Below are 17231 nucleotides of genomic sequence, written 5' to 3'. Positions count from 1 at the left end.
ATAAATAGTAAGCAGAAAAACTCCCGCAGATTTCAGAATTAAACAGGTTATTTACTGTGAATTCTAAAATCTGCGGGAGTTTTATTTACAAATACCAATTGATTAAATAATTTTTAATTAATAACAAAATGCAACCGATTGAATAAGTAAATTTAATAATATTATAATTATATAAATATTAATATGTTAAAATATAAAACATTTAAATATAAAATATATAATTTTACAACCGAATCAAATAACATAAATCATTACTATGAAAACAACATTTAAAGCTGCCTTTCTTATGGTAGCTCTAAGCTCTACCTTTGCCCTGACTGGTTGCGGGCAGGAAGACATTAAAACAGATTTAGCGGAAAACCCAAACGAACTTAGTCTCGGAAACAAACTCGTTGCCAATGCCGTAGTTCCTTTAGCAAATTGTGTAGCTCCGGGATGGGCTTCTCAAAACGGGGGAACAACCGGTGGAGGAACAGCCGCTGAAACTACCGTGGCCACCTATGCACAATTAAAAGCTGCGATCGAAAACACAGCAGTAAAAGTCATTAAAGTGACAGGAACCATCACTATTACAACTCGTTTATCGCTACAGGATCAAACAGGAAAAACACTTTATGGGACAAGCGGTGCTAAATTGGTTTCTACGGATCAGACTGCAAGCGGATCAGGAATTATCAATATTAAACGATGCAACAATATCGTGATCAGAAACCTGATTTTCGAAGGTCCGGGAGCTTATGATACAGATGGCTGGGACAATGCCATTTTAGATGACTGTAGAAATGTATGGATCGATCATTGTGAATTCAGAGACGGTGTAGACGGGAATTTTGACATTAAAAACAAATCCGACTTCGTTACAGTTTCTTATACGAAATTTCATTATCTGAAAGCTCCGAAACCTGGCGGTTCAGGCGGAACAGACGACCACAGATTCTCCAACCTTATCGGATCAGGTGACGGGGCAACAGCAGATGCAGGAAAACTGAATGTAACATTCGTTCGCTGCTGGTGGGCTCCGGGATGCAGAGAGCGTATGCCGAGAGTGAGATTTGGTAAAATACATATTGTTAACAGCTATTTCAACAGTTCTGTAAGCAACAAATGTATTGCAGCAGGAGTTCAGGCGAATATCCGTGTCGATGGAAACGTTTTTGAGAATGTAAAAGAACCTATTAACCTGATGAGTGGTTACACAGCAGTTACGGTTACTTCCAACAATACATTTACCAATGTTACCGGAAACACAGCAGGAAGCGGTACTGCATTTAATCCTCCTTATACAATCCCGATGCTGTCCTTATCTTCTGTAAAGTCTGACGTAACAGCCAATGCAGGAGCAACATTAACAGGAAATATCTGTAATTCATTATAATTTTTAGTCAATAAATTAGAACAAGAAAGACTGAGAAATTCTCAGTCTTTTTTATAATCTAAAATTGTTATTCAGAAATTTTATTTTTCTCAAGCCATTTTGGATATTCTTTATTGATCAGCTTATCGGCAAAATCTCCAAACCAGCTGTAGCCGTTTCTTCTTTCTTCAGAAACCTCGTTATAGTTGTATTTTACGCTTCCGTCACGGTCACCGAAAAGAGGTTTGTTATTATTAATATCATAAAATCTTGCCCAGATTACAGAATTTTTATCCTCTGCCAAAGTCCGGACAGCTTTTCCGTTTACTATTGAAACATTGTAGCTGTAGCCTTTAATTTTATTTTGCTTAAACCATTTTACAGCAGATTTTATCGATTTTTCAACTTCCGGAGTTACGGGTTGCAGCATTAAAAATCTTATAATTCCTACAGATTCTCCTGTTGCCAGAGAAATCGGTTCAAAAGTTCTTGCTTTATCTGGCCGAAGCGTGATTTCGTTGTACTGATCGCCCCAGATTGTTGGGGTTTCTTTTTGTAAAACCTGAGTTTTCAAGATGCATTCAATTCCTTTTTGTACGGCTATTTTTGATTTTTCCTTTAATTTAGAATCAACAGCATCAAAATCATTTTTCCCTTCCGCCACATTATACAAAACCGTCAAAGCGTTAATCATCGCATTGTCATTGTAGGTCACCTGCTTTCTGTACAATCCAGAATTAGGATAATATTGTGGGAAACCTCCATTTTTATACTGCATTAAAAGAAGATAACCAATTCCTTTCTCTGCAGATTTCAGATATTCAGGATTTTTTGTGGTGGAATATGCTTTTATTAAGGCGTTAATTTCCCTTGACGTCGCGTTATTATCAATGGTTGCATGATCGTCACCCGTTGCCTTTATCTTTTTCAAAAGATCCTTATCGAGCGGCAAATTATAATTCACTACAGATTTATCGTCCAGCTGCTTGCCCCACCCGCCAATGGGAAGCTGATATACCAGCATTTTTTCGGCTAAAGTATCTTTAATCTGAGCAGAAAGAACGGCTGTTGTTAAGGAAAAGACAGCTGCTGAAAGTTTTAATTTCATTATTATTCGACTTTAATCATTAATGGGTTTGCAATTATCTGAGATTGTTTTTGCAATAGAGCTTCCCAATCTTTTTGTGTCTGAATCTGCCTGCTTTTCTGCCATGCAAATCCGGCATAATAAATCAGCTTATTTTGAGGTTTTGTCACAACTAACAGGTTGCTTTGGTCCGGAGTTTCGGATTTAAGGGCAACAGATTTTTCAACAATTTCAGGATCCACTACAACTCCTTCACCTACAAAAGCATCATCAATTTTTTCCCAGTGCAAATAATATCCGCTTTTGTCGTTCAGTTTTGTTTCACCTTCGTTTTTATGTAAAGTAATTCCGATTGTATAATTCGGAACCTGCTTTTCAGCCTGGAAATTGGATTCAAACTTTGAAAAATTGGAGTCCAGATCAAGAGAAATTCGTTTTGTTTCTTTTACTCCGAATTCACTCCACGGATTGTAGGTTAATTCAAAAACCGTTCTTAAAGGACCTTCCGCAATGGTTTTAGAACTTACAAAATTTTGTGACACCTGAAGCTTTTCATTCACCCAAATCCCGATTCCACCTGTTCCGCGGCTGTCTCCAACCTGGTAAGGATCATACCCCTCGCCTCTCGTATCTTTGTGATAGTACAACGGATCTGTCTGATAGCCTTTATACCATTTGTTGATCACTGGCTTATCTGTTCTTTTCAGCCAGATATCAACTCCACTGGATAGCGTGCTTCCTTTTATCCCTTCCAGTGCTTCTTTCTGACCTTTCGGGCCATAAACACGGAATGCTATTTTATTATTTTCCCACGCATAATCGTCTGCTCTTTCAGGAACTAATCTTGAATATGTTGAAGTTTTGCTTTCAGGAATTGGAATTGTAGCATCTGCAATAATGGTATAAGTATTTGCTTTTTTAGCTTCAATATTCACCTGAAAAAGCAATTCGTCATTTTTTCCGTCTCCATCATAGTCGATCCATTGGATGGGCAGAATGTTTTTACCACTATCTTTTATCCTGAGGTCAGATTCACTGTTTCTACGTAGAAAAGGAGCTAATTGAGAAACAGGTATTGAAACGACTTCATTTCTTGAAAAATTCAATGTATTTTTTACCTGAATAGAATTTTGTGCTTTCAGAAAAGAACTAGCGCAAACGATTGCACAAGTAAATCCGAAAATTAAAAATTTTGATCTGAACATAATTATTCAATTGAGTTGTAAAAATCAAAAATAATGATAAGTTTCTTATGAACATCAAAAAAATAATCAAATTTTAAATCTAACAGGTTGATTTAGAAAAATATTTGAAATACCATTTATAATTAAAGAAAATCCTTTCAAAATAATTTGAAAGGACTCTTTTTGAATAGGAATGAAATTAAACTTTGGTAATTCCTTTTATTTAATAATAATTTTAAAATTACTATTCAAATCTTCTCCTGAAACATTAAGAATATAGTTTCCTGAGGCTTTTTTGTCTGCAATATTTAATGTAAAGACTCCGTTTCCATCAGCATTAATCTTTTCTTTGACAACGATTTTTCCTGTCAGATCAATAATTGTTGCTGTTAAACTGGATTTTTTATATTCTGGAAGCGTAATGAAAATCTGGTCTTTTGCAGGATTCGGATATACTGTTCCAACATTTTTGCTGATGCTGAATTCATCATTACCCAACACGTCCTGATTGTATAAAGTATATATTTCTGTTGGAGATAAAGCATAATTGTACAACTTAAGTTCGTCGAATGCTCCTTTATAGGGAGCCGGAGCATTGGCGGTTGACAAAAACTCAAGCTCACCTATATTCCCGATGATCAGATCACTTGCTTCACCAATACCCGTAACTGAAGTTTCATCTCCTTCAGTGATTAAAGCGCCATTGGTGAAAATTCTCATTTTATGTGCGGCAATATCCCTCTGAATCACAACATGTACCCAGTTACCAGTAAAATAATTGGCAATAGGTGATGTGATTTCTTTTTTCGTAATGTCATCATCAATAGCATATCGCAGCTGGCCTCCTTTAATTTCTATATTAAAACGTTTCCCTGTGGCTCCTGTTGCCGTATTTTTAGTGAAAGAACCTTTACATAATATATAAAGACTTGCAGATGAAGACGATGGTATCATACTGATTGGTGTCTTCATCCAAAATGAAACAGTAAACGAATGATTATCAAATAAAATATGATTCTGATGAGGAATACTGGCGATGTACATATTACCGGACGACGTTGCCAGATCAAGGGCGTTGTTTTCTTTTCCCGGTATTCTTACATTGGCATTGTCATAAGCTGTATCTAATACTCCATGATTAGCAAAAGACGTTATGTCTGCAATTTGCTCACCAGCGGAAGGAGCTTCCGCAAATGGCCAGTTGCCGACAATACCCGGAGTCAGTGCACGGAAATTCCATACATCTCCCACAGCAGTGCCAAGAGTATTGGACGCATCAATTCTCCAATGGTAATTTATTGCCGGATTTAAATTATTAAACTGGTATGCGGGTGAAGTAGAATAAGGTACAGTTGCAATACTGCTTAAATTTGAAGGATCTGTTCCAAAATAAACTGTATACATTGTTGTATTTGGACTTCCATTCCATTTTAAAAGCAGGTTTCCACCGTTCAACTCAACATTATTATTGCCAGTTGAAGGAATCGGGTTATTTGCTTTTGCCGGAGCTGACGGGATTGGTGGTGTGGTTACTGATGTATCTGATGTGTAAACTGAAGATTCTGTTGCATTTGTTGCTTTAACTCTGTAATAATATTGAGTATCAGGCGTTAAACCAATTTCATTATAACTTGTTGCATTCGCCCCCAAGGTTGCAATGACAGTAAAATTCGTACCATCGGAAGAACGTTCTACAATATAATGAGTTTCATTTGTCGCATTATCGTTCCAATTAACAGTTAAAGAGCTTGAAGGTGAAGTTCCTGTAGTTGTGATTGTATTGGTAAAATTCACATTTGTAGGCGGAATAATGAAATCCGGAGGAACTGTATTGGGTAAACTATTGATATAAACCTCAATATTCAAATACGGAGCATGTGTTGTGCTTACTGCCAAAGCATCGAAGACATTTGGATTTAGTCCATTGGCCGTTTCCCATGCATCAGGCATCCCGTCATTGTCCGTATCCAGAGGAGCCGGCGCACCGTAAACGTGCCCTGCACCACCATTAGTAAAACCAAATTGGGCTGTTAAATCAGTTTGTACATACACATAAGTAGCTGTTGTACCTTTCGACATTAAATCTGAAATCATTAGACCATCTACCTGATCACGTCTTGGATATGATGCTCCCACACTTGTAACAATATTATTGTATGCCTCCTGAGCAGTTAATGCAGGGGTTTTCATCGGATAATCATACGGAGTAGCCATTATGGCGGCCGGATCTCCGACAGGGTAACCCACTAAGCTTTGAGGAACTGCGGCTCCATCTAATACACCATTTTTATTATTGTCAAAATAATTACCGGAACCATATAAATTGAAATTGGCATTTCCTACGCTAAAAGGTGTGGTAACCGTATTGCTCGTATTGGGACCTCCGATAAAATAATTGTTAATAATATTGGCAAAAGAGCTTCCTGCCGAATCTCCTCCCATGATGTATGCCTCCCCGGATTGGGTGTGGCCATAGGTATTTCCATAATTACCCCAGTTGTAAACTACATTATTTACAAACTCGTTGATTCCTTTTATTTTATTATTACGGGTTTTATTACAGATATATAAATTCCCGATTAAGCTGATCTTCCCCCCTGGTGGAGGCTGCATTAATCCTCCCGCAGAATGATTATGACGGTGCATTCCTTGTCCTATAATAGAATTCTGAATCGTTATATTATCGGGACTTGTGCCGTTGTTATCCCAGTTAACCGAGAATACTTCATCTGTACCCCATGTAAAAGTCATATGATCTAAAATGATATTGGCCCCGTTGGCTATTCCTGATGCATCCTGATTTTGAGATGTCCCGCCATAACGGATACGAAGATATCTCGCAATCGTATTATTGGCTCCTGTAAATGATACTCTGGGTCCCAAAAATACAATTCCTTCTCCGGGAGCGGTTTGTCCGGCAATTGTAGTATTAGCCGCCACAGCAACAATTGATTGTAAGTTAACAATACCTCCCACTTTAAATATAACAAACCGACCCGGCTGACTTACCGCGTCACGGAATGAACCCGGGCCGCTGTCATTTAAATTGGTAACCAGATAGATCTGAGGATTTGCTACCCCTCTTGCTCCTGTAGTATATCTTCCAAAACCGGTTGCTTCAGGAAATGCTAATGTCTGAGCACTCAAATCAACAGTGGATAATGTTAATCCACAAAACAATAAAGATTTAAGAGATGATTTAAACAGTAAAGATTTATTTTTCATAAATATTAATTTTGTATTAACTAATCTATCCACAAAACCAATATTGAGCATCCTGCTCCATCCTGTTGAACTATATATCAAGCAATTACAAAGAATCCGTAAAAAACAATGTGTACATATCAATAGGTCATGACTAAAGATAATTCATATATACTTTCTATTTTCAATAAATCTTCTTTAAAAAAATTCGAGAAATCATCCGTTGGGGCTAACAAAAATTCATATTCATTTATAGAAGGAGTTTTTATCCTTTGTTCCTTCTTAATTCGATTATATACAATTGCCAAATAAGACCTCCTACGGACAAACAAAATCATCTCGTAATTTTAAAACCTTTATTCTATAATTTAAGGGTAAATGGAGGTAAGATGAAAAGAGAAGAGGTAACAGAACTAACTCCTGAAAAAGTAGTTAAAGTCCTGAAAGAAAAAGGAACAATTGTAAATATCGAAGAGGCTAAGGCAATACTCAGCTTTATTAAGGCAATTGCTAATATTGCAGTAAATCAGTATCTTAGTGGACGTGATTTGGATTTTATGAATCCCAAACAATAATGCTGATGTTATGAGACAAGCTGACTTATATATACGTGTATCTACAGATGAACAAGCAGATAAAGGATACTCTCAACGAGATCAGGAAGATCGTTTGAGAAAGTACTGTGAAATCAAAGGTATCACAATAAGGAATGTTTACATTGAAGATTATTCAGCTAAAACCTTTAATAGACCTGAGTGGCAAAAGTACTTAGTAGCACTACGGAAAATAAAAAAGAATACAACTGCTTCACTATTACTATTCACAAAATGGGATAGGTTTAGCCGTAATGCTGGTGATGCATACCAAATGATCAATCTGCTACGCTCCTTTAGCGTAGAGCCCGAAGCCATTGAACAACCCCTTGATTTTGACATTCCAGAAAACAAGATAATGCTCGCTTTTTATCTTGCCACTCCTGAAGTAGAAAATGATCGTAGATCACTGAACACTTTTTACGGAATGAGACGTGCTAAAAAAGAAGGCTGATATATGGGGACAGCACCTTTAGGCTATAGCAATAAAATAACAGAAGATAATAAGAAATATATCGGTATACATGAAGTCGAAGGACCTTTATTAAAATGGGCCTTTGAACAGATTATTCTGAACAATTACAATACTGAACAAATATGGAAAATGCTGCGCTTTAGAACAGATGGCAAATACAGATTCAGTAAAAATAATTTTTGGGTCGCTTTAAGAAACCCGCTGTATTGCGGAAAAATATTTATCCCGGCTCATAAAGATGAAAAAGCACATTTTGTTTTGGGACAGCATGAACCACTCATAACCGAAAGTATGTTCAATGAAGTTCAGCAAATACTTGATGGAAGGAAGAGAAAAATCAAGCCAAAGGTAGTTTCAATTGACAACCTACCTCTACGAGGATTCTTGAAATGTAATAAATGTGGTAAAATGCTCACCGGAAGTGCATCAAAAGGAAAGATGGGAGTCTATTACAACTATTATCACTGTTCAAGCTCATGTGGTGTCCGATTTAAAGCAGAAATTGCTAATGATGTTTTTCTCAAACAACTTAAATCCTTAATACCTAAAAAAGGAATGATTGATGTTTTTATAGAAGCATTCACTGAAGATTTTAATGCACAAACGAAAACTCAAAACGCAGAAAGAACGAATATATTAAATCAAATTGCAGAATTAAACAATCGTAAAAGGAAAGCTCTTATCCAAAAGATTGATGGTGGTATTGAAGCTGATGAGTATATTTTTCTGAAAAAATATACCACTGAAAAAATTGAACAATTAGAAGTAAGATTGAATAATTTATCTTCTGTAAACACCGAAATCAAAGACCTATTTAAGTCTGGGCTAAAAAAGATTGCTAATCTTGACATACGCTATCAGAAGGGGAATACAGAAGAAAAAAGACATATCATAAGTTCGATATTCCCTGATTTTTTGGTTTTTGACGGAACACGACATCGAACTCTAAGAATGAATTCAGCAGTCGAACTTATCTATCAGGATACCAACAAATTAAATGGTAAAAAAAATGGGACAAATCTATCTTTTTTAGATTTGTCCCAACAAGTGACCCGGCTGGGATTCGAACCCAGGACCCATACATTAAAAGTGTATTGCTCTACCAGCTGAGCTACCGAGTCGGCCACTTACTTTTTCAAGTAAATCCCTTTGTTTAAGGGACTGCAAAGATAGAAAAACAGTCTTAAATTCCAAACTTTTCCAGGCCTTTTTATAATAAAATTCACAGTCAAAAAGTCAAACACCTGTTTATAAATTAATTACGTTAATTATTTTTTCTGATAAAAATCAATGAAATAATGGGAATTGACAAGTGAGCCAGTTTTTTGGTCATCAAAATATTTTGATGAATCAAATATATAATATATCTTAGCAACTAAGATAATTAGCAATTAAATTAAATCGATGGCTAAAAATAGTATACAGAATTTTCGCGAAGCCAGCAGATCGTATTCTGATGCTTCAATTTTTATGCACGAAGCTATTGCCAGAAAAGCAGGTCTTTCCAGTGCTGACCATAAGTATCTGGGACTTATTCTGAAGTATGACTCTATAACAGCAGGGGAAATTTCAAAGTTAACAGGCCTTACGACAGGTGCAGTAACAGGATTGATAGACAGGCTGGAGAAAAAGGATCTTCTTAAGAGACAGTTTATCAAGGAAGACCGAAGAAAAGTAATCATCATTCCAAATGTTGAGAACAGCATGAAATTATTGGGTCCTATTTTCGATGAGCTGCAACAAAAGACACTGAGTCTCATTGCTACATTTTCTCAAAAGGAAATAGAATCCATTGAGAGATATTTCAGAGAGGCAACTATTCTTATGAAAGAAACTGCAGAACATTTAAACAACCCATAAAAAAATAAAACCATGGAAAGTTTACCCATCTCAATTACCCGCGCAGAAATATGGCTTTGCATTACTACACTGCTTTATTTCCTTATGAATGGCGCACAGATTTTCGAAACTCTTGTATTTGTGCCTAAATGGACTTCTTCCCCACCCGACACATTAAAATTTCTTCAGGATGGAAAAGGAGCAAGTCTGAAATTTTTCTGGATCATTCTTCATTCTCTTCACGAAATCGCTTTCATTCTTGCTATTATTTTTTGCTGGAAAATTGATCCGGTAAGGAACTGGCTTTTGGTTTTATTCATTATTCATGCAGCAGTAAGAGTCTGGACGCTGGCCTTTTTTGCACCTAATATTATACAGTTTCAAAATTTGGCAGCATCCTCTTCCATTTTAGAAGAAATAATATCCAGAATATCACTTTGGAAAACCCTGAATTATGTGCGGGTAGCTATTTATATTGCCGTTTCAATTGGCTTTATTCCTCTTTGCATTAAGCTGTTCAGCTTCCGTCACTAATTATGATTCTAAAAATAATTTTCGCCGGCTTTTACAGTTGGCGAAAATTATTAAATCAAACTATTTTAATTTGAAACATCAATTTTATTATTCTGATATTCAAAAATTTTGATAATAGTATCAACGGTTTCCTGCCCCAGATGTTTTCCAATAAGATAGAGGGCAGCATCAATTCCGGCTGTAATTCCTGCAGTAGTAATCAACTGTTCCTGATCAATATAACGTACTTCCCGGAATATATTGGCTTCCGGATTATATTGTTCTAAAGCATCCAGCAGCATACTATGAGTTGTGATATCGTGACCATCAAGTATGCCCGTCCGGGATAGCAACATGCTTCCTGTACATACTGTAAATACAACAGTTCCGGCATCATAATGATTTTTAATCCATTTCAGAACCGTTTCTTCAAAATCTTTATCCTGAATATATTTCATAATGTAATCAGGACTTGCTCCGGGAATGACGATCATATCCGGCTTTGGACAGGTCTGCAAGTCATAGGTGGGAATAACAGCCATCGTATTTGCTTCTGTGTATATAACGTCTTTTGTTTTTCCGACCGTAAAGCAATCATAACTGTTCGGCTGTATGATATTTGCTTTAACAAAAACATCCAAAGGACCGTTTAAATCAAGTACTTCTACCTGATCATAGACTAAAAATGCTACATTCATTGTTTTATTGTCTTGTTCGTGTTTCATAATTCTGTTATTTTAAGTTGATTATTTTGTAAATAAAGACATAGCTCTTCCTTACCGACAATTGATGATCATCAGTTTTATAGTAAAAAAGAAAGAATAAATGATTATTCTGTGCGCTTAAATGTTTTCCGGTATTGCGCCGGGGTGAGAGAAATATTTTTAAGGAATAAACGACGCAGCGAAACAACACTGCCAAAGCCACATTTATCAGCTATTATCTCTATACTCATATTGGTATATTCAAGCATATTCCTGGCCTGATCCAGCCTCATTTTTTCAATAAATCTGCCAGGCGTTATTCCTGATTCCTTTACAAATACCCTCGAAAAATTGCGGACACTCATACTCAGAGATTCAGCAATATATTCTACCGTTACAGCCTCCCCTAGCTTGTCTTTCAACAGATCCCGAACCTGTTTTGTAAAAGGAGACATAGTTTCATATTCCGGCAATGCGTTTCCAAACTGAGACTGCATTCCGGGTCTTTTTAAATGCAGAACAAGATGACAGGCGACTTCTGCTGCCAAAGCTTTACCAAAATCCTCTTCCAAGAGTGCCAATGCCAGATCCATTCCTGAAGAAACACCTCCTGAAGTATAGATAGGTTTGTCACAAATAAAAAATGGATTAACATTGACCTCCAACTTTGGGTAAGATTTCTGCAGTTCATCTGCAAATTTCCAATGGGTAGTTACTTGTCTTCCATCCAGCAGACCAGCTTTAGCAAGAACAAATGCTCCTACACATACTGATCCCATCCGCCTTACTTGTGGTGTTATATTTTGAAGATAATGATAAACATCGGGACTGATCTCATCCAGCACACTCAAAGTGGTACCAGCCACGAGTAAAGTATCTACAGAAAAATCAATATCATAAATGGTATGACTACACGATAGCGGCATTCCCGACCCGGAATAGATTACTTTCTCTAATGTCCCGGATACCAGATGAACATGATAACCGGAATCCTGTCTTTCGCTGTTCAAAAAACGGTTTGCTGCTGTAAAAACATCCCACGGTCCGGCAATATCAAGCAGTTGCACCTCTGGCAATGCCAAAAGAACTATGTTTTTCTTCCCGGTATGTTGTACTTCATTCTTCATATCTCGTTCTGTATGAGTACAAATGTAGAGAGAAAGCTCCTTGTCTGCAATGACAAAAAACATGCAGTTCCGGCCAAAATATTTTATTTTTTCTATCATCACAAAAGAGACTGCCTTATCAGACAGTCTCAGCACTCTACTATAAAATTAGCTTAACAAGCTATACTTTCAAATATTAAATTTCAACTAAGCAGGTGATAGTCTACGGGATTTCAAATAAAGAGCTGTACGGTTCAGATAAGGGAAAAGAAAAATCAATAACAGTGAGGCCGCAAGAAGCCACACCATCATTTCATAATAATCCATTGCAAAACGCAAATGATCCTGCATATTCATTCTTCCCACCAACAATTTATTGGCTGCTTTTACCGCTTTATCTTCAGGCATTCCCCTGGAAATAAGTTTAGATGTCTGCTGATGAAGAAAGTTTTTGACTGCCGGGTCCACAGCACTTAAATGATCCTGAAAAGCATTATAATGGCGGCTTTTTTCAAACAATTCAAAAAAATTGATCAGCGCTATACTGATACAAAACCCCAGGTATCGGACTGCCAAAGCTGTTGCAGCAGCTGAGGGGCCAATAACAGCAGGAACTGACGAAATAATAAAAATAATTGTGGGAACCATAATCAATCCTACTCCCAATCCCTGAAGAAACAAGGGAATATAATAATTAAACTCATCAGCCTGAACGTCAAAAGAATAATACATCAATCCATGAAAGATCAACAGCATTAAAAATCCAAAACCCCAGATGTACCGTATATTTTTCTTTTGCAATACCATACAACAGGCAATAATTACCCCGGCAACCAATCCTGCAAGATTGAAAATATTTATATAGGAAATATGAAGCGGATCCAAATGCAGTTCCGCAGCAAAATAACTGTTAACAATTCCGGATGCAAACCGACAGATATACATCACAAAAAGGATCAGCAATCCTACTTTAAAGTTTCTGTATTTAAAAATCCGCAGGTCAATATATGGTCTTTTAATCACCTGCTGACGGAAAATGGATATTCCTCCCAAAACAACAATTCCTATGGCGCTTCCCAGAATCCGGTTATCTTCCAGCCAGTAATATTCCTGTCCAAAAATGGTAATATATCCTACCAGCACCAAAATAGTACTGAAAAGTCCAAAGCTCTGCCAATCGAGCTTATACAGATGAAATCTAGCATGAGTTCTGTAATTGCTCATGGCAAGAGTGAGAAAAATAAGCCCGGGCAGGTAAGAGAATATGGCTGTTTTATAGACAATATTAAAATTATAGGAATCGATAAGATCTGCAGTAATCAGATTATTAAACGGCAGTGCGCAGATCAGAATTCCGAAGAATACAGAAAAACTGATCTCCCTTGCTCTTTCACTGCTCAGTCTCGTAAAAATAAGGGTAAGCGAAAGGTTTACGTTTCCTGCAAATAACATTCCCTGCATGAAACGCACTGGAAACAGGATATAAATTTCGTTGGTAAAATAACATACGAGACAAGCCACAATCTGCAGTGTGGTAAACAGAAGAAAATATTCTTTTGCTGCCAGAAAACTGAAAAACCTTCTTTCCAGACTGTAAAACCCTACATATCCTGCATAGAACAAGGCTACAGAAAACTGAATATCCGCGGGTTCACAGCCATAATATCCTGCTGCTGCATTCACATTAGCCAAAGGAAGAAAAAATATAATGATCCCCGGAAGAGTCATCGAAAAGAGAATGATCTTGATGAGCCATTCTGGTGCCCATCTTTTGAAAAAGGGCATTGGTCTTTTAGCCATTAGAATGTTTTTTGTCGGCATATACATTCACGTTCATTCCTACTTTCAGGACATCGATATCTTTTCTTATTCCATCTACTTTTATTCTCACAGGAATACGCTGAACAATCTTCACATAATTCCCGGTGGAATTATCCGGAGGAAGCAATGAAAAACTAGAACCTGTTGCCGGAGAAAGCGAAATAATCGTTCCTTTAAATTCCCTGTCAGGATAAGAATCTGCTACAATTTTCACATGGTCCCCGATATGCATATCCCTGATCTGTGTTTCCTTATAATTCGCAACCACCCACTTATCTGTTTCATTATTGACAATAAATGCCAGCGTTTCTCCGGCATCAATCATCTGCCCTACTTCAACGGTTCTACGTCCCATTCTTCCATCATAAGCTGCAGTAACTGCCGTATAGCTTACATCCAGTTTGTGGCGGTCCAATAGGGCTTCCAGTCTTCCAATTTCTGCCAGAACAACTGTTTTTTCTGCCTGAATATCATTTATTTTTGATAGTGAAGCAGCGTAATTATCCTGTGAAGATTTGTAATCACTTTCATTGACATCCAACGTTGCTTTTACATCTTCAAGCCTTTGTTTTGTGGCAGATTCTTCATCATACAATTTTTTATATCTGTTATAATCAAGCTGCTGCTTCCATACTTTTGCTTTATTGGCATCTATCTGAGCCATTGCTGCTTCCGCTTCTTTTTCTGTCGTACCTGTGTTACTTTCCAATACTCTCAGTTGGGCACGGGCTTTCTGAAGGGCTGCCTGCGTCTGTTTCTGCTGAAGGATATATTCACGGTTATCGATGATCAGAAGTGTATCCCCTTTTTTAACTTCCTGGTTTTCTTCAAATTTCACCGCTACAATAAACCCTCCGGCTCTTGAAATAATAGGGTTCACATATTCCTGAACCTGTGCATCATTGGTCTGTTCGTATGCATAGTAGTTCTTTAGGGTAAAACCACCCCAAACAGCAAGTGCTGCAACAATTAAAACTGAAATCCATCCTGTGATCTTTGTGATCAGTCTGTCGGTGGGAGTATATTTTTTTTTCATTGTATTATAAAAACGCCTGTAATATTTTGTAGTAAATAATAATTGTTCTGTGCCATAATCTTTGCCGCTTCCAGTTCAAATTTTGTCTGAAGAAGCTGTATATCTGCATCCAGCAGTTCTGTAATAAGAGAAGTCTGGCTGAAATAAGTATTCTTAATGATACGCGCATTCTCTTTGGCCTGGATGACATTGGCTTCCGCTACCTTTATCTGCTCAAGTGCTTCCTGATACCTCAGATAGGCTTCTTTCACCTGTTGTCTCACTTTATCCTCTGTATCCTTGTGTGCTTCTTCTTCTTTTTCAAATTCCAGCTGTGCTGCCTTTACTTTATGAGTATTATGGTAAAGAGAGGAGATGGAAAAAGATGCTTTAATTCCCACTATTCCCAATGAATACCAATAAGGATTGTAGGGATAGAGAAAAATCTGCGGATTGGCATAATAAAATTCGCCGTACATCCCGATTTTAGGTCTTACATTAGCTTTTACCTGCTTTAGTTTGAGTTTACTCAGCTCTGTCTGCTGTTCAGAAACATGGTAACTGAAAGAGTGATCCAGTGCCAGCTTCAAATAATCATTGTAAGAGGTATTTTCATCCCATTGATTAAGTGGAGCTTCAGGAATGACAGTCTGTTCATCAGGAATACCAAGGATAATATTCAGCTTTTGAGTCGCAATGAGAATATCATTTTCTATGGTTACCAAAGCCATTTTCCGCTTTGAAAGTTCAAGTTCAATCCTTAAAACATCACTCTTTAAAACGACCCCGTTTTTATAAAGGGACTGAATTTCTTTAAGCTGCGTTTTCTGATCGGCAATATCCTGCTGAATAAGGTTTCTGAAAATTAAAGTTTTCTGGAGTTCAAGGTATAGAGCTGCTGTTTTGTAATGAATATCAGATACAGACTGCTCTTTCTGGATATCCTTAATTTTCTGAAGAGTCTGGTTTTCCTTGATCTTAAGATTCAACTTATTTCCGTTATAAATGTTCAGATAAAAATCTGCTCCTGCCCGGTAAAGAGTATGAATAACTTCATGCTGGGTCGGTTTGGAAAAGATTCCGTTTTCATAGATGGGAATGTTGGATGCTTTTTCTGCAGAACCTTTAACTTCTATTTCAGGAAGCCGTTCTCTTTTCGCATCTTTTACTTCAGCTTCCGCAATGTCTACATTGATGGTATTGATTCTGATATGGCGGCTGTTTTCTTCAGCTTTTTGCCACGCATCTTTTAAGGAAAGTCGTATAGTATCCTTAGTTGGACTGCCAGTCTGAGCTGATATTGTGCAGGAAATTCCCAGCATCAGCAATCCGGCGACATAAATTTTCATTTGAATTTTTGAATTATTGCACTGCAAATTTATCCTCAATCCTGAAATTATATTTATCTAAAATAGTCAACTTTTACATGATTCCGGCCAAATGATTATATTTGCATTTTCATTGGTATTTTATATTTTTTTATGGGATTAATTGCTGCGCTTCCTGATATTGATAAAGACGACAAAAGTGTATTTGTTATGCACGAAAAATCAGAAAAACTGATTCCTTTCCACAAGCATACAAAAGGACAGCTGAGTTATGTAGAAGGTGGTATTGCTTATATTACGATCAACAACAGAACGTATGTGGTTCCGGCCCGGCATTTTTTTTGGATTCCGCAGGGAATGGAACATATTTTAGAGATCGGGCACACCGCAACTGTTCTGCGCTCTCTTTATTTTTATGCCCATGATGATCTCTCAGATCCTTTCTACAGCAGGCTGGGAATATATCCGGCATCAGAACTGCTGATCCAGATGATCAAGTATACTGAAATATGGGATGAAAAACATGTTACTTCAAAAGACGAAAATTTTGAATTTCTGGTAGCTTTAAAAAAAATACTGCCAAAAACCCATCAGCAGCCTTTACCCATCATTCTTCCGGCCACTCACAACAAACAGATGATGAAAATTGTATCTTATCTGGAGTGGAATATCGGGGAAAAACTTACTTTGGCCAATGTAAGCGGCAGATTCGGGCTGAGTGAGCGCTCCATGTCCCGTCTTTTCAAAGCAGATATGGATATTTCTTTTCTTCAATACCTGAAAACATTAAGAATTATAAAAGCCATTGAATTACTTTTAAATACGGACAAACCCATCAATGAAATTGCGGATGATGTGGGTTACAGCTCCATTAGCGCGTTTAGTGATACATTCCGCGAATTTACCCAATCCAGACCTTCTGATTTAAGAAAGAGCAATAAAGCTATTCAAAATCTCACAGATTAAACTTATCCTGAATCAATAAAAAAACTTTAAACATCCGGTTTA

The 17231-nt window shown here is 37.1% G+C and carries 14 protein-coding genes, 1 tRNA gene and 1 pseudogene; 7 read left to right on the top strand and 9 right to left on the bottom strand.

All coding sequences use genetic code 11. The annotated features are described in order from the left end of the window. Positions 1–256 precede the first annotated feature (256 nt). Positions 257–1375 carry a pectate lyase family protein gene (locus DYR29_RS00910; protein ID WP_213278805.1) on the top strand — a complete coding sequence of 373 codons (1119 nt, stop codon included), beginning with the start codon at positions 257–259 and terminating at the stop codon, positions 1373–1375. Between the two features lie 67 nt (positions 1376–1442). On the opposite strand, the gene pelA is transcribed toward DYR29_RS00910, so the two are convergent. The 3 genes from pelA to DYR29_RS00895 form a co-directional block, all read right to left on the bottom strand. Next, positions 1443–2462, bottom strand: coding sequence for a pectate lyase (gene pelA / locus DYR29_RS00905; protein ID WP_213278804.1), 1020 nt, complete (start codon positions 2460–2462; stop codon positions 1443–1445). Between the two features lie 2 nt (positions 2463–2464). Beyond that, on the bottom strand, positions 2465–3646 hold the full coding sequence (locus tag DYR29_RS00900; RefSeq protein ID WP_213278803.1) for a DUF4861 domain-containing protein: 1182 nt from the start codon (positions 3644–3646) through the stop codon (positions 2465–2467). A gap of 198 nt (positions 3647–3844) precedes the next feature. Continuing rightward, the gene (locus DYR29_RS00895; protein ID WP_213278802.1) at positions 3845–6850 is read right to left on the bottom strand and encodes a LamG-like jellyroll fold domain-containing protein; all 3006 of its coding nucleotides are present in this window, start codon (positions 6848–6850) and stop codon (positions 3845–3847) included. 368 nt (positions 6851–7218) lie between these two features. Between DYR29_RS00895 and DYR29_RS00890 the strand changes: the two genes are divergently transcribed. The 3 genes and pseudogenes from DYR29_RS00890 to DYR29_RS22960 form a co-directional block, all read left to right on the top strand. Continuing rightward, positions 7219–7404: a hypothetical protein gene (locus DYR29_RS00890; protein WP_213278801.1), complete on the top strand. Its 186-nt coding sequence runs from the start codon at positions 7219–7221 to the stop codon at positions 7402–7404. A 10-nt stretch (positions 7405–7414) separates the two neighbouring features. Beyond that, complete coding sequence (locus DYR29_RS22750) at positions 7415–7876, top strand: recombinase family protein (protein ID WP_249413574.1); 462 nt, start codon at positions 7415–7417, stop codon at positions 7874–7876. 3 nt (positions 7877–7879) lie between these two features. Next, positions 7880–8365, top strand: a pseudogene (locus DYR29_RS22960) (recombinase family protein); the annotation flags it as partial. A 580-nt stretch (positions 8366–8945) separates the two neighbouring features. Here DYR29_RS22960 and DYR29_RS00880 read toward each other — a convergent pair. Further along, positions 8946–9018: transfer RNA gene (locus DYR29_RS00880), tRNA-Lys, on the bottom strand. A gap of 283 nt (positions 9019–9301) precedes the next feature. Here DYR29_RS00880 and DYR29_RS00875 point away from each other — a divergent pair. After that, positions 9302–9757 (top strand): MarR family winged helix-turn-helix transcriptional regulator, encoded by a 456-nt coding sequence (locus DYR29_RS00875; protein WP_213278800.1) that lies wholly within the window; start codon positions 9302–9304, stop codon positions 9755–9757. Positions 9758–9769: 12 nt separating this feature from the next. Continuing rightward, positions 9770–10270: a transposase gene (locus DYR29_RS00870; RefSeq protein WP_213278799.1), complete on the top strand. Its 501-nt coding sequence runs from the start codon at positions 9770–9772 to the stop codon at positions 10268–10270. A gap of 65 nt (positions 10271–10335) precedes the next feature. Here DYR29_RS00870 and DYR29_RS00865 read toward each other — a convergent pair whose 3' ends face one another. The 5 genes from DYR29_RS00865 to DYR29_RS00845 form a co-directional block, all read right to left on the bottom strand. Continuing rightward, entirely contained in the window at positions 10336–10974 is a 639-nt protein-coding gene (locus DYR29_RS00865) for a DJ-1/PfpI family protein (protein ID WP_213278798.1), read from the bottom strand. Positions 10975–11078: 104 nt separating this feature from the next. After that, positions 11079–12080 (bottom strand): GlxA family transcriptional regulator, encoded by a 1002-nt coding sequence (locus DYR29_RS00860; RefSeq protein ID WP_213278797.1) that lies wholly within the window; start codon positions 12078–12080, stop codon positions 11079–11081. Between the two features lie 186 nt (positions 12081–12266). Continuing rightward, entirely contained in the window at positions 12267–13859 is a 1593-nt protein-coding gene (locus DYR29_RS00855) for a beta-carotene 15,15'-monooxygenase (protein WP_249413573.1), read from the bottom strand. After that, positions 13852–14916 (bottom strand): HlyD family secretion protein, encoded by a 1065-nt coding sequence (locus DYR29_RS00850; RefSeq protein WP_213278795.1) that lies wholly within the window; start codon positions 14914–14916, stop codon positions 13852–13854. The genes DYR29_RS00855 and DYR29_RS00850 overlap by 8 nt, the downstream gene beginning before the upstream one ends. Continuing rightward, on the bottom strand, positions 14913–16244 hold the full coding sequence (locus DYR29_RS00845) for a TolC family protein (RefSeq protein WP_213278794.1): 1332 nt from the start codon (positions 16242–16244) through the stop codon (positions 14913–14915). The genes DYR29_RS00850 and DYR29_RS00845 overlap by 4 nt, the downstream gene beginning before the upstream one ends. Before the next feature lie 132 nt (positions 16245–16376). Between DYR29_RS00845 and DYR29_RS00840 the strand changes: the two genes are divergently transcribed. Next, a complete protein-coding gene (locus tag DYR29_RS00840; RefSeq protein WP_047423254.1) occupies positions 16377–17189 on the top strand; it encodes a helix-turn-helix domain-containing protein in 813 nt (270 codons plus the stop codon). The last annotated feature ends 42 nt before the right edge of the window (positions 17190–17231 follow it).

Source organism: Chryseobacterium indologenes (assembly GCF_018362995.1).
Lineage (GTDB): Bacteria > Bacteroidota > Bacteroidia > Flavobacteriales > Weeksellaceae > Chryseobacterium > Chryseobacterium indologenes_G.
This window is presented reverse-complemented; position numbering and strand designations above follow the sequence as displayed.

Bases quoted from the DNA above. Each gene is read 5' to 3' on its own strand.
- DYR29_RS00910 (WP_213278805.1), top strand. From the start codon at position 257: ATGAAAACAACATTTAAAGCTGCCTTTCTTATGGTAGCTCTAAGCTCT.
- pelA (WP_213278804.1), bottom strand. From the start codon at position 2,462: ATGAAATTAAAACTTTCAGCAGCTGTCTTTTCCTTAACAACAGCCGTT.
- DYR29_RS00900 (WP_213278803.1), bottom strand. From the start codon at position 3,646: ATGTTCAGATCAAAATTTTTAATTTTCGGATTTACTTGTGCAATCGTT.
- DYR29_RS00895 (WP_213278802.1), bottom strand. From the start codon at position 6,850: ATGAAAAATAAATCTTTACTGTTTAAATCATCTCTTAAATCTTTATTG.
- DYR29_RS00890 (WP_213278801.1), top strand. From the start codon at position 7,219: ATGAAAAGAGAAGAGGTAACAGAACTAACTCCTGAAAAAGTAGTTAAA.
- DYR29_RS22750 (WP_249413574.1), top strand. From the start codon at position 7,415: ATGAGACAAGCTGACTTATATATACGTGTATCTACAGATGAACAAGCA.
- DYR29_RS00875 (WP_213278800.1), top strand. From the start codon at position 9,302: ATGGCTAAAAATAGTATACAGAATTTTCGCGAAGCCAGCAGATCGTAT.
- DYR29_RS00870 (WP_213278799.1), top strand. From the start codon at position 9,770: ATGGAAAGTTTACCCATCTCAATTACCCGCGCAGAAATATGGCTTTGC.
- DYR29_RS00865 (WP_213278798.1), bottom strand. From the start codon at position 10,974: ATGAAACACGAACAAGACAATAAAACAATGAATGTAGCATTTTTAGTC.
- DYR29_RS00860 (WP_213278797.1), bottom strand. From the start codon at position 12,080: ATGAAGAATGAAGTACAACATACCGGGAAGAAAAACATAGTTCTTTTG.
- DYR29_RS00855 (WP_249413573.1), bottom strand. From the start codon at position 13,859: ATGGCTAAAAGACCAATGCCCTTTTTCAAAAGATGGGCACCAGAATGG.
- DYR29_RS00850 (WP_213278795.1), bottom strand. From the start codon at position 14,916: ATGAAAAAAAAATATACTCCCACCGACAGACTGATCACAAAGATCACA.
- DYR29_RS00845 (WP_213278794.1), bottom strand. From the start codon at position 16,244: ATGAAAATTTATGTCGCCGGATTGCTGATGCTGGGAATTTCCTGCACA.
- DYR29_RS00840 (WP_047423254.1), top strand. From the start codon at position 16,377: ATGGGATTAATTGCTGCGCTTCCTGATATTGATAAAGACGACAAAAGT.